The following is a 17,927-nucleotide window of genomic DNA, read 5'->3' on the forward strand; positions in this document are numbered from 1 at the left end:
ACCATCGTGATCTCGGGCCAGCTCGGCGACTGCGGCGAGGTGCTGATGTCGGGCCTGCGCGAGCGCGTCTACCTGCGCACCCACCCGCTCGCCACGCGGCACCTGACGATCCACACATCGGACCTGGGCGAGCTGGCCGGCGTGATCGGCCTCGCCCTGACGACAGCCGACCAGGTCTTCAGCCGCGAGCGCTTCGACCGCGAGGCGAGCGCCGAGAGCCCCCGCGCGGCGGCCGCCGCGAGCTGAGCGGGAGCGCCCTGCCGCGCCCGGCAGCGGCGGGACCGGCGTGAGCGACCCCCTCCGCCCCGCGCACTGTTACGCCCGGCGACGAAGGGTTACGCCGGGCGACGCGGGCCGGGACGGGCGGGCCCGCGGTGCTCCATCATCGTGTCCGGGACGACGCGGAGAGGCCGCGGCCGCCCGACCCGTCCGAAGGAACGCGATGATCCGGCTCGAGCAGCTCAGCAAGTCGTACGGTCCGGCGACCGTGCTCGACCGCCTCGACTTCTCGGTCGCGACCGGCGAGATCTTCGCCGTCGTCGGCCCGAGCGGTGCGGGCAAGAGCACGCTCGCCGCCTGCGTGAACCTCCTGGAGCGGCCCACCTCGGGCACGGTCGTCGTCAACGGGGAGGCGCTCTCGCAGCTCTCGGAGGAGCGGCTGCGCGTCGCCCGCCGTCGCATCGGCACCGTCTTCCAGTCCGACGGACTCTTCAGCCGCCGCACGGCCGAGCAGAACGTGGCCCTTCCGCTGGAGTACCTCGGCGTCACCGCCGCCGAGACGAAGCGGCGCGTCGCGGAGCTGCTCGAGCGCGTCGGCCTCTCGGACCGCGCGCGCTACTACCCGCACCAGCTCTCCGGTGGTCAGCGCCAGCGCGTCGGCATCGCCCGCGCGCTCGCCCTCCGCCCCTCGGTGCTGCTCTCGGACGAGGCCACCTCGGGCCTCGACCCCGCCTCGACCACCGCGATCACCACGCTCCTGAAGGAGCTGCGCGACGACCTGGGACTCTCGATCCTCTTCATCACCCACGAGATGGAGACGGTGCGCCAGGTGGCCGACTCCGTCGCCCGCCTCGACCACGGCCGCATCGTGGAGTCGGGCCGTCTCGTCGACCTGCTGCGCGACCCCGCGTCCCCGCTCGGCCTCGCCCTCAACCCGGTGCGCCCCTCCGTCGCGCCCGGCCCGGGCCTGGGCGAATGGGTGGTGGGCTACTCCCGCTCCGGAGTGCCGACCGACTGGGTCACCCGGCTCGCGGAGGCGGTCGGCCCCGTCTCGCTGCTCGGCGCGGCGATCGAGACGGTGGACGGGCAGGCGGTCGGCCACGCGACGATCGGGCTCGGCCCGGTCGACGAGGCGCGGCTCACCCGTGCGGCGGCCGAGCTCGGCCTGTCGGTCCGGCCCGCCGGCGTGCGCGTCCTCGCCGAGGAGGTGGCGGCGTGATCCTCCACCTCGACAACAAGGTCCCGCTCGAGCAGATCCCCGCGCTGGTGCTGCCGGCGCTCGGCGAGACGCTGATCATGGTCGGCATCGTCATGGCGATCGTGGTGCTGGTCGGCGTGCCGCTGGGCGCTCTCGTGCACAACCTCGCTCCGGGCGGGCTGGCCGAGAACCGGGCCGCCCATCAGGTGCTCAGCGCCGTCATCAGCGTCGGCCGCTCGCTGCCGTTCCTCATCCTGATGGCGTCGATCATGCCGTTCACGCGCCTGATCACCGGCACCAACATCGGGATCGCGGCGGCCGTCGTGCCGATGTCGATCGCGGGGGTCGCCTTCTTCACCCGCATCGTCGAGAACGCGCTGCGCAGCGTGCCGCTCTCGCTCACCCGCGTCGCCCGCGCCTCCGGAGCGTCGCGGCTGCAGGTGGTGCGGACCGCCCAGCTGAGCGAGGCGGTTCCGCAGATCATCGGCGGCCTGACGATCAACACGATCGCGATGATCGAGTACTCGGCGATCGCCGGCACGATCGGCGCCGGCGGCATCGGCTACGTCGCGGTGACCTACGGCTACCAGCGCTTCGACACCACCGTCATGCTCGCCACCATCGTGATCCTGGTCGCCACCGTCGCGACCGTGCAGCTCACCGGCGAGGCCCTCGTCCGCGCGACCACGCCCGGCGCCTCCCGCTCGCGGCGAGCGCCGCGGGTCGCGGCCGCCGTCTAGAACCACCACTCCTCCTCCTGCGCCCTCGGGCGCCCCTCCCGCGCGCCCGCGCACCCCCTCTTCGAAAGGCACCGCCATGTCCACTCCCGACGACCTCGGATTCGACCTCAAGAAGAAGCGCCGCTGGCCCTGGATCGCCGGAGCGGCCGTCGTCGTGGTCGGCGTCGCCTCCGCGATCGCCGTCCCGCTCCTCTCCCCCGCCGTCTCGGCCAACGAGCAGGAGGGCGCGACGCTCTACGTCGCGACCGCCGAGGGCAACGCCTCCGAGCAGGCCCTGGTCGACTTCGTCGCGAAGGAGGTGGCGCCGCGCTACGGCATCACCGTCGCCTTCAAGGGGCTCTCGGACAGCAACACCATCAACCGCGCGGTGAGCGAGGGCGAGGTCGCGGCCACGGTCTACCAGCACAAGCTCTGGCTGGGACAGGTGCTCGAGGCCAACCCCGACTTCGAGGAGGAGGCGGCCACCCCCGTCTTCCGCTGGGGCTTCGGGCTCTGGAGCGACAAGTACTCCGACGTCTCCCAGATCCCCGACGGCGGCACGGTCTCGCTCTACTCCGACCCCGCCAACGAGGCGCAGGGCCTCTGGCTGCTGCAGAACGCCGGCCTGATCACGCTGAAGCCGGGCACGGAGCCGGGCACCGCGACCCAGGACGACATCGCCGAGAACCCGAAGAACCTGCAGTTCACCCTGCTCGACTTCGCCGCCCAGTCGCGCGCGCTGCCGGACCTCGACGCGGCCGTCGGCTACACCGAGTACTACCTCGCCGCCGGCATCCCGATCGAGCAGCAGATCTTCGCCCCGCAGGCCCCCGACGACTTCGCCGGGCAGCTCACCATCGGCTCGAAGTACCGCGACACCGAGAACGTGAGGAAGCTCGTCCAGGCCTTCCAGGACCCGGCCGTGCAGGAGTTCCTCGCCACGGACGAGACGGTGAAGGGGATCCTGCTGCCGATCGACGGCTGAGCAGGGCCGGAGCGACGGGGTCGCCTGAGGAGTCGCGCGCGGCTTCTCGGGCGACTCGGCGTCTGCGGACGTAGCGTGGGCTCATGAACACGTTCACTCTCCACAACGGTGTCGAGATCCCCGCCCTCGGACTCGGCGTCTTCCAGACTCCGCCCGACGAGACCCGCGCCGCCGTCGCCGCCGCGCTCGACGCGGGGTACCGGCACATCGACACGGCGGCGGCCTACGGCAACGAGCGCGAGGTGGGCGAGGCGATCGCCGGCCGCGACGACGTCTTCCTCGAGACGAAGGTGTGGATCAGCGACTACGGCTACGACGAGACGCTGCACGCCTTCGACAAGAGCGCGGGCAAGCTCGGCGTCGAGCGGATCGACCTGCTGATCCTGCACCAGGCCCTGCCCGAGGCTTTCGACCGCACCCTCGACGCCTACCGGGCGCTCGAGCGGCTGCTCGCCGACGGGAGGGTGCGGGCGATCGGCGTGAGCAACTTCATGGTCGAGCACCTCACCCGCCTGCTCGCCGAGACCGACGTCGTCCCCGCGGTCAACCAGCTCGAGGTGCACCCGTACTTCCAGCAGCGGCGGGTCGAGCGCTTCGGCTGCGAGAACGACATCCTCACCCAGGCCTGGTCGCCGATCGGCGGCATCACCGCCTACCGCGACTCCCCGCGCCGCAGCTTCGACGACCCGGTGCTCCTCGAGCTCGGCGCCAAGTACGGGAAGACGGCCGCGCAGGTGATGCTCCGCTGGCACCTGCAGGAGGGCCGCCAGGTCATCCCGAAGTCGACCCGCCCCGAGCGCATCGCCGAGAACATCGACGTGTTCGACTTCGCGCTCTCCGGCTCGGAGCTCGCCCGCATCGACGCCCTCGAGGCCGGCGTGCGCGGCGGACCGGAGCCCGAGGCCGTGACGCTGGAGGCGTACGGCCGCGACATCCCCGAGGCGTGAGGAAGGCGCCCGCGACGGGAACACCGGAGCCGTCGCGGGCGTTGCCCTCACCATGAGCGTTCCCCTCTCCATCCTCGACCTCGCCCCCATCGCCCCCGGTGAGACCGCTCGCGACAGCTTCGCCGCCTCCGTCGCCCTGGCCCAGGAGGCCGAGCGGAACGGCTACCGCCGCGTCTGGTACGCCGAGCACCACAACATGGCGAGCATCGCCTCCAGCGCGACCTCGGTGCTCATCGCGCACGTCGCCTCGCAGACCTCCACGATCCGCCTCGGCTCCGGCGGCGTCATGCTGCCGAACCACTCCCCGCTCACCATCGCCGAGCAGTTCGGCACCCTCGAGACGCTGCACCCGGGCCGGATCGACCTCGGACTCGGCCGCGCCCCCGGCAGCGACCAGGCGACCTTCCGCGCGCTCCGCCGCGACCCCGACTCCTCCGAGCGCTTCCCGCAGGACGTGCTGGAGCTGCAGGCGTTCCTCGCCGGCGAGTCCCGCATCCCCGGAGTGAGCGCGACACCGGGCGCCGGCACCCGCGTCCCCCTCTACATCCTCGGCTCCTCGCTCTTCGGCGCGCAGCTCGCGGCCGCTCTGGGCCTGCCGTACGCGTTCGCCTCGCACTTCGCTCCGGACGCGCTGCACCAGGCCGTCGCGGAGTACCGCCGCGGCTTCCGCCCCTCCGAGCAGCTCGACGCGCCCTACGTGATCGCCGGGATGAACGCCATCGCCTCCGACACCGAGGAGGACGCACAGGAGCAGTTCGCGCAGATGAAGCGCGCCCGCCTGATGATGCTGCTGCGCCAGAGCGGGCAGATCCCCGTCGGCCAGACCTTCGACGACGAGGAGCTCGACGCCCTGCTCAGCGCCCCGATCGGCGCCCACGTCGCGAGCATGACCACCTACACCGGTGTCGGCACCGGCGACCAGGTGGCCGACTACACCGCCGACTTCGCCCGCTCCGCCGACGCCGACGAGGTCATCGTCGCCCACGCGTCGCTGCAGACGGAGGCGCGCCTGCGCTCGGTCGCGCTCCTCGCGCAGTCGAACGCGCGCGTCGCCGCCTGACGGGCGGGCGGTCGAGTCCGTCGGCGCTGCCGCACGGGCCCCGCGCGCGACCGGGGCCGCGCATCGGCGGGCGTGCGGCGCGCATCGGCGGACTCCTGTGAAAGTGAGCCTCTAACGGGGGCCACCTCACAGGGCACGACCCCGGGAGGAGCGCGTCCGCGGTGCCAGGCTGAGCCCTGTGTCGACGATAACGGGCAAGCGGCGTGAGCCCGGGGACAGCCCTGCGCGGTCAGCGGCCCTGCTGCTGCGGGTCTGCGCGGGCGACCGGACCGCCTTCCGGCAGCTCTACTCGCTCACCGCGGGCCGGGTCGTCTCCGTCGCGGACGCCGTGCTCGACGACCGCGCCGCCGCCGAGGAGGTCGCGCAGGAGGTCTACCTCGAGCTCTGGCGCACCGCGCGCTCGCTCGACCCGGGCCGTCCCGTGCTCGCCTTCCTGGCCCAGGTCGCGCACCGCCGTGCCGTGGACCGCGCCCGGGCGGACCGGTCGGCGCGGCGCCGGGAGCTGCAGTACACGGTCCTCGACCGGCCGCGCGATCACGAGTGGGAGCGCTCGGACGTCCGGCTGGCCCTGGCGCCCGCGGCCGGCGCGATCCGGCAGCTCGCCGCCATCCACCACGACGTCCTCTACCTCGCCTACGTCCGCGGGTACAGCCACTCCGAGATCGCGGAGGAGCTGTCGATCCCGCTCGGCACCGTCAAGACCCGGCTGCGCGACACCCTCATCCGCCTGCACACCCACCTGCAGTCCGCCGGCCCGGCGGATCCGGACGGCGGACCGGGACGGCGCATCCGGCACTGACCGGTGGCGCGGACGCCTCTGCGCCACCGGGGTCGCACGCTTCAGGACCGAGTCCGGCCCGCTCAGCCCGCCTGCGTCGCGCCCGAGACCGCGAGCCCGACGATCACCGTCAGCACCGTCGTCCACAGTGCGATCGCGACGCCCTGCCAGAGCAGGATCCGCCCGCGGCCGACTCCGGCGCCCGCCAGCATCACCGCGGTGAAGTGCGTCGGGAGCAGCAGCGGCCCCAGCAGGCTCACGCCCGGGACGCCGTAGCGGGTGAACGCCCGCTGGAACTTCTCGCGCCGCGGAGTCGTCCGCTTCGCCTCCGAGCGGCCCGTGATCGCCGAGCGGACGCCGGTGCCCAGCAGCACGAGCATCGCCACGCAGACGAAGTTGCCGATCGCCCCGGCGAGCCCGGCGACGACCGGGTGGATGCCGCCGATGATCCCGATGCTCGCCGCTCCCTCGCCCTCGATGAAGGGGACGGCCCCGGCCGCGGCGACGACGAGGGGCTGCACGAGCTCGGGAACGCGGCCGATCAGGTCCTGGAATCCGAGGATCGCGTCGCTGATGATCGTCATGGTCGTGCCTTCCGTCCGTGGCCCCGGCTCTCGGGACTCCTCCATCCGACCGTGTCCGCGCCCGACGCGGCAGTGCCGCCGGGTCACCGCGTCCCGGGAGGATCGACGGCCCGAGGGGTGACAAGTGTCATGGTCGTAGCCTGGGCCGCATGGTGAACTCGACCGAGGCGGATCCGCCCGTGCGCGCGGGCCGCGGCGTCGCCGTGACCTGGTGGTACACGCTCGCGTCGGCCGCCTCCTTCGTGGTGATCGTCCTGGCCGTCTGGTCCGTGGCGGTGCTGAGCGCCGAGGCCGAGGAGTGGCGGAAGGGTGCCTACTTCCTGGGCGCGGCCGCCTGGGTCGCGGTGTTCTCGCCGACCGCGCTCGCGTACCGGCGCGCCGACCGCGAGGGCCCGGTGCGCCTCCGGGCTGTGCCGACCCTGGTCTTCGGCCTCGGAGTGGCGGCCGCGGCGCTCACCGGCACGGCCGCCGGGAGCCTCGCGCTCGGGCTCTCGCTCGCCGCGACCCTGGTCGCCGTGCTGCCCTGGCAGAGCGGGGTGCGGCTCCGGGTGATGGTGCTCTGCACGATCGTCCTCGCGGTCGCGGCGGTGCTCGAGCAGACGCGAGCGGCGCCGGACGCGTCGGCCGCGCTCTCGACCCTCCTGCTGTTCGCGACGCTGCTGCCCCTGACTGTCGTCAGCGCGCTGTGGTGGTGGGACATCGTTCGCGAGCTCGACCGGGCGCGCGCCGCCGAGGGCCGGCTCGCCGCCGCCCAGGAGCGCCTGCTGCTCGCCGGCGACGTGCACGACCTCCAGGGCCACCACCTCCAGGTGATCGCGCTGCAGCTCGAGCTCGCCGAGCGCCTCCTCGGCAGCGATCCGGAGGCTGCTCTCGAGCAGCTGCGCGCCGCCCAGCGCTCGGTCGACGGCGCCCGCACCGGCACCCGCGAGCTCGCCACGCGCTTCCGCAGCGTCCCGCTCGCCGACGAGCTGGCCAATGCCGCCGACCTGCTCCGCTCGGCCGGGCTCCGCGTCGAGCTCGAGGTCGACCCGGCGGCGTCCCACGCGCCGGCGGAGACGCTCGGGCCGGTGGTCCGCGAGACGACGACGAACATCCTCAAGCACGGCGGCGGCTCCAGCGCGCGGCTGCGGCTCGCGCGGGAGCGGGACGAGTGGCGGTTCGAGGCGGTGAACGACCTGGCACCGGACGCGGAGGAGGCGGACGGGACCGGCTCGGGCGTCCTCGGCATGGCGGAGCGGGTCGAGCGCGCGGGCGGGACGCTGCGCGCCGGGGCGGTCCGCCGCTCCTTCGAGCTGGATGCTCGCCTGCCGGTGGGGAGCGACTCGTGATCCGGGTGCTGATCGCCGACGACGAGGACATGATCCGCACGGCGCTGGCCGCGCTCCTCCGCCTCGAGGAGGACCTCGAGATCGTGGGCGAGTGCCGCGACGGCGAGCAGGCGGTCGCGGAGGCGCTGCGCCTGCAGCCCGACGTGTGCCTGTTCGACGTCGAGATGCCCGGGCTCGACGGGATCGAGGCGGCGGAGCGGCTGCGCCGGGTCTCGGTGACGCGCGTCGTGGTCGTGACCCGGCACGCGCGGCCGGGGGTCCTGCGGCGAGCGCTCGGAGCGGGCGTCAGCGGCTTCCTGCCGAAGTCGCGCCGGGTCGAGGACGTCGCCGAGGTGATCCGCCAGGTCGCGAGCGGACGCCGCTACGTCGATCCGGAGATCGCCGCCGACGCTCTGGCGAACACGCGCAGCCCGCTGACCGACCGCGAGCTCGACGTGCTCAGCGCCGGCTCCCGCGGCGAGACGATCGGCGAGATCGGCGCGGCGCTGCACCTCTCCTCCGGCACCGTCCGCAATCACGTCTCGTCGATCCTGCGCAAGCTCGACGTCGACACCCGCCAGCGCGCGGTGATCGAGGCCCGCGAGCGCGGCTGGATCTGAGCGCAGGGCCCGGCTGCACCACCGCCGCCCAGAACGGCCGGATGCCGCTCCGCCTCAGGCCTCCACGCTCCAGATCTCGAACACGTCCGCCGCCGCCGGCAGCACGACCCGCCCCGACTCGCACCGCACCTGGGCGTCCGCGCGCCGGACCGCGCGCCAGGCGAGCGGCACCCCGAGCTCCACCGGACCCCGCACCGCCGCTCCGGGCAGCCGCACGACGTACAGCAGCACCGCCCCCTGCGCGTCCTCGTGCGCCCGCACGAGGAACCCCGCCGGCGCTTCGATCGCGACGCCCGAAGCGGTCCCGCCGAGGTCGAACTGCCGACCCGCTCGCACCGCCTCGAGCGACTGCCTCTCGACCGCGTCGTAGCGTCGGCGAGCGGCAGGCGAGTCCCAGGCGGTGTCCGGCGCCGATTGCGTGCCGCGCACCCGGTAGGCGTCGACCCGAGCGAGGTCGTCCCACTCCAGCGCGGTGGCCGGCAGCGGGCGGGAGCCCGGACGGATCCGCACCCCGCGCAGCTCGCGCAGCATCCGCTGGAGGGCGCGTCCGAGCGGAGTGACGACACCGCTCCGCGTGATCGGCGCATGCTCCCAGTTCTCCCGGTCGACCAGCATGTACAGGTTGAAGCCCTGGTAGCCGAGGGCGAGAGCGGCTCCCCACCACGCCACCTGCTCCTCCACCGTCGGGTCCGGGTAGTCGACGACCTCGCCGGGCGAGCGCCAGATGCCCGCCTGCATCTCGGGAGACCAGACCAGCGGAGTCGCCGAGGCGCGCGCCTGCGCCACGGCGAGCGCCAGCCCCGCGAGGTCGCGGTCGTCCAGCGGCGGCACGTAGTAGTGGTCCTCGCCGACCACGGTGCCCTCGAGCGCCTCGACCAGCACCCGCCCGTCCTGCGGCCAGCCGCGCACGGGGTGGGTGTTGAGGTTGATCGTGCCCGCCAGTACCGCGGCGCCGGCGTCGGCCGTCACCTCGCGGAGCCACGCGAGGTAGTCCGCGAAGTAGACCCGGTGCCAGTGGGCCCACGCCGACTCGAGAGCGGTCGCGGATTCGGGGGGCCCGGTCCGCGGGCGCGGCGGCTCCACCGTCCCGCCGATGAACCGGTGCCAGTCGGCCAGTGCGTCCGGGTGCCAGTCGAAGCCGTGCATGCTGTCCTGGAACCCCAGGCTCGGCTCGTTGTCGTACTGGGTGCCGACGACCGGGCCGTCCTCGCCGAGGAACTCCGCGAGGTCGCTCCAGACGGCGCGGATCCACCTCTCGACCAGGGCGCGGTATGCGCGGCTCGAGCAGCTGGGCATCGGGTGCTTGAAGGGCGGGTTGTAGCCGGACACCTGCTCGCCCCGGTGGTCGAGAGCGATCAGCGCGTCATCGGCCACCACCCAGTCGGGCAGACCTCCGTTGGGCTCCTCCGCGCAGATCCACGGCCCCGGCTTGAGGATCACGCGCAGACCCCGCTCGCGGCAGAGGCGCAGGAAGCGGTGCACGTCGAGCTCCGGCGCGTGGGTGCCGCGCAGATCGAGCGTGCCCTGCACCGGCTCGTGCCGCCGCCACGAGAGGTAGGTGGCGACCGTGTCGATGCCGATCTCCTGCACCGCGCGCAGCGCCGGCTCCCACTCCTCCGGCTCCATGCGCCAGAACTGCACCTCACCGCTGATCGGCAGGGCACCCGGCTCGACGAGGCTCACCCCTTCACTCCGCCCGCGATCGCCCCGCCCAGCAGCCAGCGCTGGATGAACACGAAGAGGACGAGCGAGGGGATCAGCACGAGCACGCTCATCGCCGAGACGTCGTTCCAGTGCACCTCGAACGCCGAGCTGAGCTGCGAGAGTCCGACGGGCAGCGTGCGGTTCTGGTCCGAGCTGGTGAAGGTGAGCGCGAAGACGAACTCCTCCCACGCTCCGATGAAGAGGAAGATGCCGGTCGCGACGACGCCCGGCCGGGCCGCGGGCAGCACGACGCTGAAGAGCGTCCGGAACGCTCCGGCGCCGTCGATCCGCGCCGCCTCGTCGAACTCCCGCGGGATCTCGTCGAAGGCGGTCTTCATCAGCCACACGCCGAGCGGCGCCGATGTGGAGACGCCCGCGATGATGAGCGCCGCGATGCTGTCGTACAGACCCACGTTCGAGACCAGCCAGAACAGCGGGATGATCAGCAGCACGCTCGGGAACATCTGCGTCATGATCAGGCCGACGAGGAAGAAGCGCTTGCCGCGGATCCGATAGCGGGAGAGGGCGTAGCCGCCGAGTACCCCGATCAGCAGCCCGAGCGCCACGGTCGACAACGAGACGATCAGCGAATTGACGAACCAGGCCGAGAAGGCTCCCCGCCCGAGCACGTAGAGGTAGCTCTCGATGGTGGGGTTCGCCGGCAGGATCGTCGGCGGACTCCGGAAGATCTCGGTGCCGTCCTTGAACGAGGCGAGGACGGTCCAGAGCACCGGCACGACGGCGAAGACGCCGATGACGACGCCGAGCATCCGCACGGCGACGATGCCGGGGCGGGGCCGGCGGCGCACGCGCCGGGGCGGACGGGGCGGAGGGACGGGGGTGCTCGGAGTGAGCACGGGCCGGTCGACGGTGGCGGTCATTTCAGGGCGCCCTTCCCGAGTGCGCGGACGTAGAGGAGGGACCCGGCGGCGACGATCACGAAGAGGAACACCGAGAGGGCGCTCGCGTAGCCGAAGTCGAAGCGCTGGAACGCGTTCTTGTAGACGAACGTGGTGAGGATGTCGCTGGCGCCGTCCGGGCCGCCCTGCGTCATCACGTAGATGAGGCCGAAGTTGTTGAACGTCCAGATCAGCGACATGAGCGTGCTGAGGAGGATCACGGGACGCAGCAGCGGCAGAGTGATCCAGAGGATCCGCTGCCCGGTGCGGGCGCCGTCGACGCGGGCCGCCTCGTAGACCTCGTCGGGGATGGCCGCCATACCCGAGAGCAGCATGATCATGATGAACGGGAAACCGCGCCACACGTTGGTGACCATCACCGCGGCGAGAGCCGTCGAAGGGTCGCTGAGCCACGCGTGCTGGAGGTCGCCGAGACCGACGCGCTGGAGCACGTCGTTGAGCAGGCCGAACTGCGGCTGGTAGAGCCAGCGCCACGACATCGCTCCGACGATGATCGGCGTCGCCCACGGGACCACGTACGCGGCGCGGAGCCAGGCCCACGCCCGCCCCTGGAGGGCTTCGCGGACGATCAGAGCGGCGGCGAACGCGAGCACGAACTGCAGCGCGACGGAGCCGAAGGTCCAGACCGCGCTGTTCAGCATGACCGGGCCGAGCTCGCTGTCGCCGGCGATCCGGGCGTAGTTGTCCAGGCCGGTCCACTGCCAGCCCACATGGCGGCTGGGGTTCACGTCGAAGAAGCTTTCGACCATCACGAAGAGGATCGGCAGGCCGATCACGACGACGGCGGCGATCGAGATCGGCGCGAGCATCACCGCCGGTGCGAAACCGTCGCGGCGGGGCCGCCGTTCACGGGGGCGCACGGCGGCCGCGAGGAGCGTCTGGCTACTCATCGAGCGCGCTGTTCGCCTTCTGCGCCGCCTCGTCGAGCGCCTCCTGCGGACTGGCCGCGCCGGACAGGGCTGCGGCGACGGCGTTGCCGAGCGCCGAGTCGACGTCCGCGGCGCGGGCCACGGTCGGCCGCGACTTCGACGCCTCGATGATGGTGCCGAAGGTCGCGACGGTCGGGTCGTCGGTGAAGGGCGCCTGCTCGTAGAGCGACTTCTTCGCGGGCACATAGCCCAGGTCGTCCGCCCAGCGCGACTGCACGTCGTCGGAGGCCCACCAGCTCAGGAAGTCACCCGCCTGCTCCTGGTGCGGGCTGCTCGCCAGGACCGACAGGTCCATCCCGCCCAGCACGGAGGCGCTGGTCGCGTCCGCAGGCAGCGGCGCGACACCCCACTGGTCGTCCTGGAGGCCCGAGGCCTCGAGGATCGACGTCATGTAAGGGCCGGAGGTCATCATCGCGATGTCGCCGTTCGTGAACGGGCCGCGGACGTCGTCCTCGGTGGCGGTCGCCATGCCCGCGGGCATCGCGGTCTTCTGCAGGTCGGTCCAGAGCTCGAGGGCGCGGACCCCGTCGGCCGAGTCGAAGGCGACCTCGCTTCCGGAGTCGGCCATCACCTCGGCGCCCGACTGCCAGAGCCAGGGGTAGAACTCGTACGCGCCCCAGCCGCCGAAGAGGCCGATGCCGTACTTGCCGTCGGCGGTGAGCTTCTGCGCGTCGGCGGTCAGCTCCTCCCAGGTCGTCGGCGGCGCGTCGATCCCCGCCGCGGTCAGCAGGTCCTTCCGGTAGAACAGCGCGAGCGTCGAGACGTCCTGCGGGACGCCGTAGACGTGGCCGTCGCGGGTGGCTGCGGTGATGGTGTTCTCGAAGTAGTCGGAGCTGTCGCCGAGCGAGTCCTCGACTGGGGCGAGGAATCCGCTGGCCGCGTACTGCGCCACCTTCGGCGGTTCCAGGCGCACGATGTCCGGGCCCTTGCCCGCCGAGATCTGCGTGACGAGCTTGTCGTAGTAGGAGGAGTCGTTGTCACGCGCCAGGGTGACGGTGACGTCGGGGTGGGCCTCGTGGTACTCCGCGACCAGCTTCTGCGCCTCGGCCGTCTCGGCGTCCGAGAACTGGTTCTGGAAGGTGAGGGTCGTCGAGCCGTCGGAGGATCCGGCGCTGCCGACGGCGCAGCCGGTCAGGGCGATCCCGGTGACGGCGGTCAGGGCGATCGCGGTGATGAGCTTCTTCATCGAAGTTCGCTTTCTCGTGGGGGGTGGGGCTAGCGGGTGAGGGCCGCCGCGGGGGCGGCGGCGGAGGAGCGGTGCGCGGCGATGACGTCGCGGTAGAAGGAGGCGGACTGCTTGGGCGTGCGCTTCTGCGTGCCGAAGTCGACGTGGACGAGGCCGAAGCGCTTGTCGTAGCCCTCGCCCCACTCGAAGTTGTCGAGGAAGGACCAGGCGAAGTAGCCGGCCGCGGGCACACCCTGCGCGGCGGCGGCGTCGATCGCTCCGATGTAGCCGGCGAGGTAGTCGATCCGCTCGGGGTCGAGTACGCGGCCCTCGGGGTCGACGTAGTCGTGGAAGCTCGCCCCGTTCTCCGTGATGTAGACGGGCAGGTCGGAGTAGCGGGAGGTGACGCGGAGCAGGACGGCGGTGAGCGCCTCCGGAGTGACCGACCAGCCGAACGAGGTGTGCTCCGAGCCCGCGGGCGTCTCGCGGACCCGGGCCGCCCCGCCGTCCGCGTCGTCCTCGACCACGACGCGCTGGTAGTGGTTGATGCCGACGAAGTCGGTCGGCTCGGCGATGATCGCCAGGTCGCCGGGGAGAACGGCGTCCGAGAGCCCCCACGGGTCCAGCAGGGCCCGGGTCCGCGGTGTGTACTCCCCGCGGTAGACCGGCGCGAGGAACAGCTGGTGGTTCACGGCGTCGAGGCGCTCGACGGCGTCGAGGTCGTCGGGAGTGGCGGGAACCAGGTCCGCGACGATGTTCGTGACTCCGATGCGGGCACCGGGGGCCGCCGTGCGGATCGAGCGGGTGGCCAGGCCGTGCGCGAGGTTGAGGTGGTGGGCCGCCGTGACGGCGTCGCGGGTGCTGGAGCGGCCGGGGGCGTGCACACCGAGGCCGTAGCCCAGGAACGCCGCGCACCACGGCTCGTTGATGGTGATCCAGTCCCCGGTGAGATCGCCGAGGGCCGCGGCGACCGCTCCGGCGTACTCGGCGAAGGCGCGGGCCGTGGAGCGCGCCGTCCAGCCGCCCTCGTCCTCGAGCTCCTGCGGGAGGTCCCAGTGGTAGAGCGTGACGAAGGGGCGGATGCCCCGGGCGTGCAGGCCGCTCAGGAGCTCGCGGTACCAGCGGACGCCGGCGGGGTTCAGCGGTCCGCGGCCTCCGGGCTGCAGGCGCGTCCAGGAGAGCGAGAGGCGGTAGGCGGGGACGCCGAGCTCGACCAGCAGGTCGAGGTCCGCCTCCCAGAGCCGTCGGTGATCGCACGCGGTGTCGCCGGTGTCGCCGTGGCGGGTGCGGCCGGGGGTGTGCGCGAAGGTGTCCCAGATGCTGGCCGTGCGGCCGTCCTGCCGCACTCCGCCCTCGATCTGGTACGCGGAGGTGGCGAGACCCCAGACGAAGTCGTCGGGGAGGTGGGAAGTAGGGGGTGACATCATCGTCGTCGCTCCATCGGTTCGGGCTGATGGGAGTCATCATCACACAGTTACTGACAGACCGGTAAGTAAATTTTTCGAGAGGTAGAATCGACTCGGCGGAAGGGGCGCGGATGAGGGCACAGCAGAGCTGGCCGGCGCCTGCCGCATCGGGGGCGGGCAAGGCGCAGAGGCCGCAGAAGCGGTCGGGGCAGCGGCGCAAGGAGATCCTCGACGCGGCGATGGCCGTGTTCGGGGAGCACGGCTACGCGAACGGCTCCCTCGCCGACATCGCCGAGCGCGTGGGCATGACGCACGCCGGCGTCCTCCACCACTTCGGCTCCAAGGAGCAGCTGCTCATCGCACTGCTCGAGTACCGCGACGACGCGGACGTCGCCGACCTGGAGGGGCACCACGCCCCGCGCGGCGCCGCCCTGCTCGACCACCTCATCGACACCGCCGCCGCCAACGCTCTGCGGCCCGGGATCGTGCAGACCTACACGGTGCTGCTGGGCGAGTCCGTCACCGACAACCACCCCGCCCGCGCCTTCTTCGCCCAGCGCTACGAGGGCCTCCGCTCGATGATCACCTCGGCCGTCGCCGACGCGACCGGTCGCGATCCGGAGGACGTGGAGGTGGCCGAGGCCGCCTCCGTCATCATCGCGACGATGGACGGACTGCAGACGCAGTGGCTCCTCAGCGACCGCCGCGTCACCATGCGGCGCAGCGTCCAGCTGGTCATCGAGTCGCTGCTCGCGCGCCTGCGCTGATCCCCGCCGCGCCACTCCCTCTCGGGAGCGCTCCGATGCGTCCGAAGCACCGCTCCGGCCGGCCGCGCCGACGCCCACCGGGCGGTCCTGCGGGCCGTGACGGACTCCAGCCACGTTCAGTCCATTCCTGCGGTCGGTATTTACTTACGGCTTGGTAAGTCCTTATCGTGTGCCCAGACCGCTCCGAGCGGGAACTCGATGAGGAGAACCATGAAACCGAGAATCGTGATCGCCGCCGCGGCGATCGCAGCGCTGGCCTCGGCCGGACTGACGACGGGCGCCCTCGCCACGTCCGCCGTCGCAGCCCCCTCCGGTACCACCGTGTCGGTCACTCAGACCGCACTCGCGGCCGACCGACTCGCCACCAAGACCGCGACCACCTTCGGCAGCCTCAACGGCGCCGTCCCCGACATCCGCATCGACGCCGCTCAGCAGCACCAGGCCATCGACGGCTTCGGCGCCACCTTCAACGAGGCGGGCTGGGACGTGCTCAACCGCCCGAGCGTCAGCGCCGCGCAGCGCGGCGCCGTGATGGACCAGCTCTTCGATCCCGGTACCGGAGCGGGCTTCTCGATCGCCCGCACCTCGATCGGGTCCGACGACTTCGCGCTGGACCACTACTCCTACGACGAGACGGACGGCGACTTCGGCCTGAACGACTTCTCGGTCGCGCGGGACCAGCAGTACCTGATCCCCTACATCAAGGCCGCCCAGGCTTCCGCCGGCGGACCCTTCCGCCTCATGGCCTCGCCGTGGACTGCGCCCTCCTGGCTCAAGAACAACAAGTCCCTCCTCGGGAAGCCGACCGCTTCCGGCGACGCCTCCCTCGTCGCCCCGTCCGTCGATCCCCGCTACTACCAGGCCTACGCCGACTACTTCGCGAAGTACGTCGCCGCCTACAAGCAGCAGGGGATCGACGTCACCGACGTCTCGGTGCAGAACGAGCCCGAGAACCCCGCGTCGTTCGAGGCGACTCTCTGGACCGACTCGCAGATGGCGCAGTTCGTCGGCTCCTACCTCGGCCCCACCTTCGCCGCACAGAGCACCGGAACGAAGATCCGCGTCTACGAGCACAACCAGGACCACTGGTACTACCCGTCCAACGTCCTCAACGACCCGGCCGTGAAGCCGTACGCCTCCGGCGCGGACTTCCACCCCTACGAGTGCGACTTCGGGCAGAACTACTGCTCCGACGCCAACCTCGACCTCTTCGCCCAGGCCAGCCCGGGGTACTCCTCCTGGATGAGCGAGCACACCGACCTCGGCCAGGCGGAGCCCACCAACTACATCCGCGACGAGAAGTGGGCGAAGGAGATCGTCAAGCAGATCAACCACGGTCAGAGCGCGTACATCTACTGGAACATGGTGCTCGACCAGAACGGCGGACCGGTCACCGACCTCTCGGCTCCGCAGGAGCCCCTCGTCGAGGTGGACACCAGTGGATCCGCGGCGACGGTCTCGTACATGCCCAAGTTCTACGAGCTGGCGCAGTTCTCGAAGTTCGTGAAGCCCGGCGCGCACCGCATCGGCGCCGAGGGCGGACTGACCGGCGACGACGTCGCTCAGACCGCGTTCGAGAACCCCGACGGAAGCCGCGTGCTCGTCGTCGTGAACAGCGGACCCGCCACGACGGCGACCGTCGGCGAGGGGACCACCGGCTTCACCGCGAAGCTGCAGGCCCACTCGACCTCGACCTACACCTGGGCCGGGGCGAAGAGCAGCTACGCGCTCTCGCCCGGAGCGACCGCCGGCTACAGCGACATCGCCTCCGAGCACTTCACCGGCGACTCCGGGCTCGTCTCCGGCGGCGCCACCGCGCAGGTCGCGGGCGACATCGCGAACACGGCCGACGACACGCTCTACCGCACCACCCGCACCGGCGCCGTCTCGTACGCGCTGCCGGTCCCGAACGGCCGCTACCGCGTCTCCCTCCTCCTCAGCGAGAACGCGGGGACCGCTGCCGGGCAGAACGTCTTCGACGTGACAGCGGAGGGAGGGACCGCGTTCAGCGGCGTCGATCCCTTCGCGGCCGGATCCGGTGCCCGCAGCGCCTCCACGGCGAGCGCCGTCGTCGCCGTCTCCGACGGCACGCTGAACCTCGCGACCGTCGCGCGACAGGGTACGCCCTCGCTCGCCGGCGTCCGCGTCTCCCCGCTGCCCGCGACCGGCGACGCGCACCGCTCGACCGTGACCGGCGGCCTCGCCTCCGGCTACAGCACGAACGCGGGAGTGCTCCCCGGCGTGGTCTTCGCCCAGGACTACAACGACGGCGGCTCCGGCGTCGGCTACTCGATCGCCCAACCGCAGAGCACGACGAGCGGCTACCGCCCCGACGCGGTGAACCTGGCGACCAGCACGGACACCACCTACGGGGGCGGCGAGGCCGTCGTCGGGCTCGCCACGGGCGACCGCATGAACTACACGGTGGACGTCGTCGCCGGCGGCCGCTACGACCTCGCGCTGCGGCTCCGGACCACGAACAACCTCACCGGCGGGGCGAGCATCCTGCTCGACGGGCAGCCGCTCGCGACCACGGTGAGGGTGTGAGTGCCCGCCGGAAGAGTGACTCCGGAGACGGACCGGTCGGCCCAGGCTCCCGCGGTGGTGGATGCCGGGAGG

General features: G+C 72.2%; 16 protein-coding genes and 1 pseudogene. 11 read left to right on the forward strand and 6 right to left on the reverse strand.

What is annotated here, in order from left to right:
- The 7 genes and pseudogenes from C5C27_RS18090 to C5C27_RS12325 form a co-directional block, all read left to right on the forward strand.
- Nucleotides 1–246, forward strand: a pseudogene (locus C5C27_RS18090) (hypothetical protein); the annotation flags it as partial.
- Between the two features lie 196 nt (nt 247–442).
- Nucleotides 443–1,438, forward strand: coding sequence for a methionine ABC transporter ATP-binding protein (locus C5C27_RS12300; protein WP_104222709.1), 996 nt, complete (start codon nt 443–445; stop codon nt 1,436–1,438).
- A complete protein-coding gene (locus C5C27_RS12305; protein ID WP_258066710.1) occupies nt 1,435–2,157 on the forward strand; it encodes a methionine ABC transporter permease in 723 nt (240 codons plus the stop codon). Before C5C27_RS12300 ends, C5C27_RS12305 begins: the two co-directional genes overlap by 4 nt.
- 76 nt (nt 2,158–2,233) lie before the next feature.
- Complete coding sequence (locus C5C27_RS12310) at nt 2,234–3,121, forward strand: MetQ/NlpA family ABC transporter substrate-binding protein (RefSeq protein WP_104232971.1); 888 nt, start codon at nt 2,234–2,236, stop codon at nt 3,119–3,121.
- 83 nt (nt 3,122–3,204) lie between these two features.
- Nucleotides 3,205–4,068, forward strand: coding sequence for an aldo/keto reductase (locus C5C27_RS12315; protein WP_104222706.1), 864 nt, complete (start codon nt 3,205–3,207; stop codon nt 4,066–4,068).
- A 52-nt stretch (nt 4,069–4,120) separates the two neighbouring features.
- Nucleotides 4,121–5,128 carry an LLM class flavin-dependent oxidoreductase gene (locus C5C27_RS12320; protein WP_104237741.1) on the forward strand — a complete coding sequence of 336 codons (1,008 nt, stop codon included), beginning with the start codon at nt 4,121–4,123 and terminating at the stop codon, nt 5,126–5,128.
- A 178-nt stretch (nt 5,129–5,306) separates the two neighbouring features.
- Nucleotides 5,307–5,927: a sigma-70 family RNA polymerase sigma factor gene (locus tag C5C27_RS12325; protein ID WP_181133530.1), complete on the forward strand. Its 621-nt coding sequence runs from the start codon at nt 5,307–5,309 to the stop codon at nt 5,925–5,927.
- Between the two features lie 62 nt (nt 5,928–5,989).
- Here the strand turns inward: C5C27_RS12325 and C5C27_RS12330 are convergent, their stop codons facing one another.
- A complete protein-coding gene (locus tag C5C27_RS12330) occupies nt 5,990–6,490 on the reverse strand; it encodes a small multidrug efflux protein (RefSeq protein WP_104314526.1) in 501 nt (166 codons plus the stop codon).
- Nucleotides 6,491–6,639: 149 nt separating this feature from the next.
- Between C5C27_RS12330 and C5C27_RS12335 the strand changes: the two genes are divergently transcribed.
- Nucleotides 6,640–7,818, forward strand: coding sequence for a sensor histidine kinase (locus C5C27_RS12335; protein ID WP_104314527.1), 1,179 nt, complete (start codon nt 6,640–6,642; stop codon nt 7,816–7,818).
- On the forward strand, nt 7,815–8,417 hold the full coding sequence (locus C5C27_RS12340; RefSeq protein ID WP_104314528.1) for a response regulator transcription factor: 603 nt from the start codon (nt 7,815–7,817) through the stop codon (nt 8,415–8,417). Before C5C27_RS12335 ends, C5C27_RS12340 begins: the two co-directional genes overlap by 4 nt.
- A 54-nt stretch (nt 8,418–8,471) precedes the next feature.
- On the opposite strand, the gene C5C27_RS12345 is transcribed toward C5C27_RS12340, so the two are convergent.
- From C5C27_RS12345 to C5C27_RS12365, 5 genes are read right to left on the reverse strand one after another with little or no spacing between them, the layout of a single operon-like run.
- Complete coding sequence (locus C5C27_RS12345; RefSeq protein WP_104237745.1) at nt 8,472–10,100, reverse strand: beta-galactosidase; 1,629 nt, start codon at nt 10,098–10,100, stop codon at nt 8,472–8,474.
- On the reverse strand, nt 10,097–11,002 hold the full coding sequence (locus C5C27_RS12350; protein ID WP_104314529.1) for a carbohydrate ABC transporter permease: 906 nt from the start codon (nt 11,000–11,002) through the stop codon (nt 10,097–10,099). Before C5C27_RS12350 ends, C5C27_RS12345 begins: the two co-directional genes overlap by 4 nt.
- Nucleotides 10,999–11,931 carry a carbohydrate ABC transporter permease gene (locus C5C27_RS12355; RefSeq protein WP_181133531.1) on the reverse strand — a complete coding sequence of 311 codons (933 nt, stop codon included), beginning with the start codon at nt 11,929–11,931 and terminating at the stop codon, nt 10,999–11,001. The genes C5C27_RS12350 and C5C27_RS12355 overlap by 4 nt, the downstream gene beginning before the upstream one ends.
- A complete protein-coding gene (locus C5C27_RS12360) occupies nt 11,924–13,156 on the reverse strand; it encodes a sugar ABC transporter substrate-binding protein (protein WP_104237748.1) in 1,233 nt (410 codons plus the stop codon). The genes C5C27_RS12355 and C5C27_RS12360 overlap by 8 nt, the downstream gene beginning before the upstream one ends.
- A gap of 29 nt (nt 13,157–13,185) precedes the next feature.
- Nucleotides 13,186–14,562 carry a GH1 family beta-glucosidase gene (locus C5C27_RS12365; protein WP_219813171.1) on the reverse strand — a complete coding sequence of 459 codons (1,377 nt, stop codon included), beginning with the start codon at nt 14,560–14,562 and terminating at the stop codon, nt 13,186–13,188.
- Between the two features lie 110 nt (nt 14,563–14,672).
- On the opposite strand from C5C27_RS12365, the gene C5C27_RS12370 reads away from it, so the two are divergent.
- On the forward strand, nt 14,673–15,308 hold the full coding sequence (locus C5C27_RS12370) for a TetR/AcrR family transcriptional regulator (protein WP_104237749.1): 636 nt from the start codon (nt 14,673–14,675) through the stop codon (nt 15,306–15,308).
- A gap of 210 nt (nt 15,309–15,518) precedes the next feature.
- A complete protein-coding gene (locus C5C27_RS12375; RefSeq protein WP_181133532.1) occupies nt 15,519–17,855 on the forward strand; it encodes a glycoside hydrolase family 30 beta sandwich domain-containing protein in 2,337 nt (778 codons plus the stop codon).
- Nucleotides 17,856–17,927 lie beyond the last annotated feature (72 nt).

This window comes from Rathayibacter sp. AY2B7, assembly GCF_002931635.1.
Taxonomy (GTDB): domain Bacteria; phylum Actinomycetota; class Actinomycetes; order Actinomycetales; family Microbacteriaceae; genus Rathayibacter.

What these genes read in the sequence shown, in the direction of transcription:
- C5C27_RS12300 (WP_104222709.1), top strand. Translation starts at nt 443, where the DNA reads ATGATCCGGCTCGAGCAGCTCAGCAAGTCGTACGGTCCGGCGACCGTG.
- C5C27_RS12310 (WP_104232971.1), top strand. Translation starts at nt 2,234, where the DNA reads ATGTCCACTCCCGACGACCTCGGATTCGACCTCAAGAAGAAGCGCCGC.
- C5C27_RS12315 (WP_104222706.1), top strand. Translation starts at nt 3,205, where the DNA reads ATGAACACGTTCACTCTCCACAACGGTGTCGAGATCCCCGCCCTCGGA.
- C5C27_RS12320 (WP_104237741.1), top strand. Translation starts at nt 4,121, where the DNA reads ATGAGCGTTCCCCTCTCCATCCTCGACCTCGCCCCCATCGCCCCCGGT.
- C5C27_RS12330 (WP_104314526.1), bottom strand. Translation starts at nt 6,490, where the DNA reads ATGACGATCATCAGCGACGCGATCCTCGGATTCCAGGACCTGATCGGC.
- C5C27_RS12335 (WP_104314527.1), top strand. Translation starts at nt 6,640, where the DNA reads ATGGTGAACTCGACCGAGGCGGATCCGCCCGTGCGCGCGGGCCGCGGC.
- C5C27_RS12350 (WP_104314529.1), bottom strand. Translation starts at nt 11,002, where the DNA reads ATGACCGCCACCGTCGACCGGCCCGTGCTCACTCCGAGCACCCCCGTC.
- C5C27_RS12355 (WP_181133531.1), bottom strand. Translation starts at nt 11,931, where the DNA reads ATGAGTAGCCAGACGCTCCTCGCGGCCGCCGTGCGCCCCCGTGAACGG.
- C5C27_RS12360 (WP_104237748.1), bottom strand. Translation starts at nt 13,156, where the DNA reads ATGAAGAAGCTCATCACCGCGATCGCCCTGACCGCCGTCACCGGGATC.
- C5C27_RS12365 (WP_219813171.1), bottom strand. Translation starts at nt 14,562, where the DNA reads ATGATGTCACCCCCTACTTCCCACCTCCCCGACGACTTCGTCTGGGGT.
- C5C27_RS12370 (WP_104237749.1), top strand. Translation starts at nt 14,673, where the DNA reads ATGAGGGCACAGCAGAGCTGGCCGGCGCCTGCCGCATCGGGGGCGGGC.
- C5C27_RS12375 (WP_181133532.1), top strand. Translation starts at nt 15,519, where the DNA reads ATGAAACCGAGAATCGTGATCGCCGCCGCGGCGATCGCAGCGCTGGCC.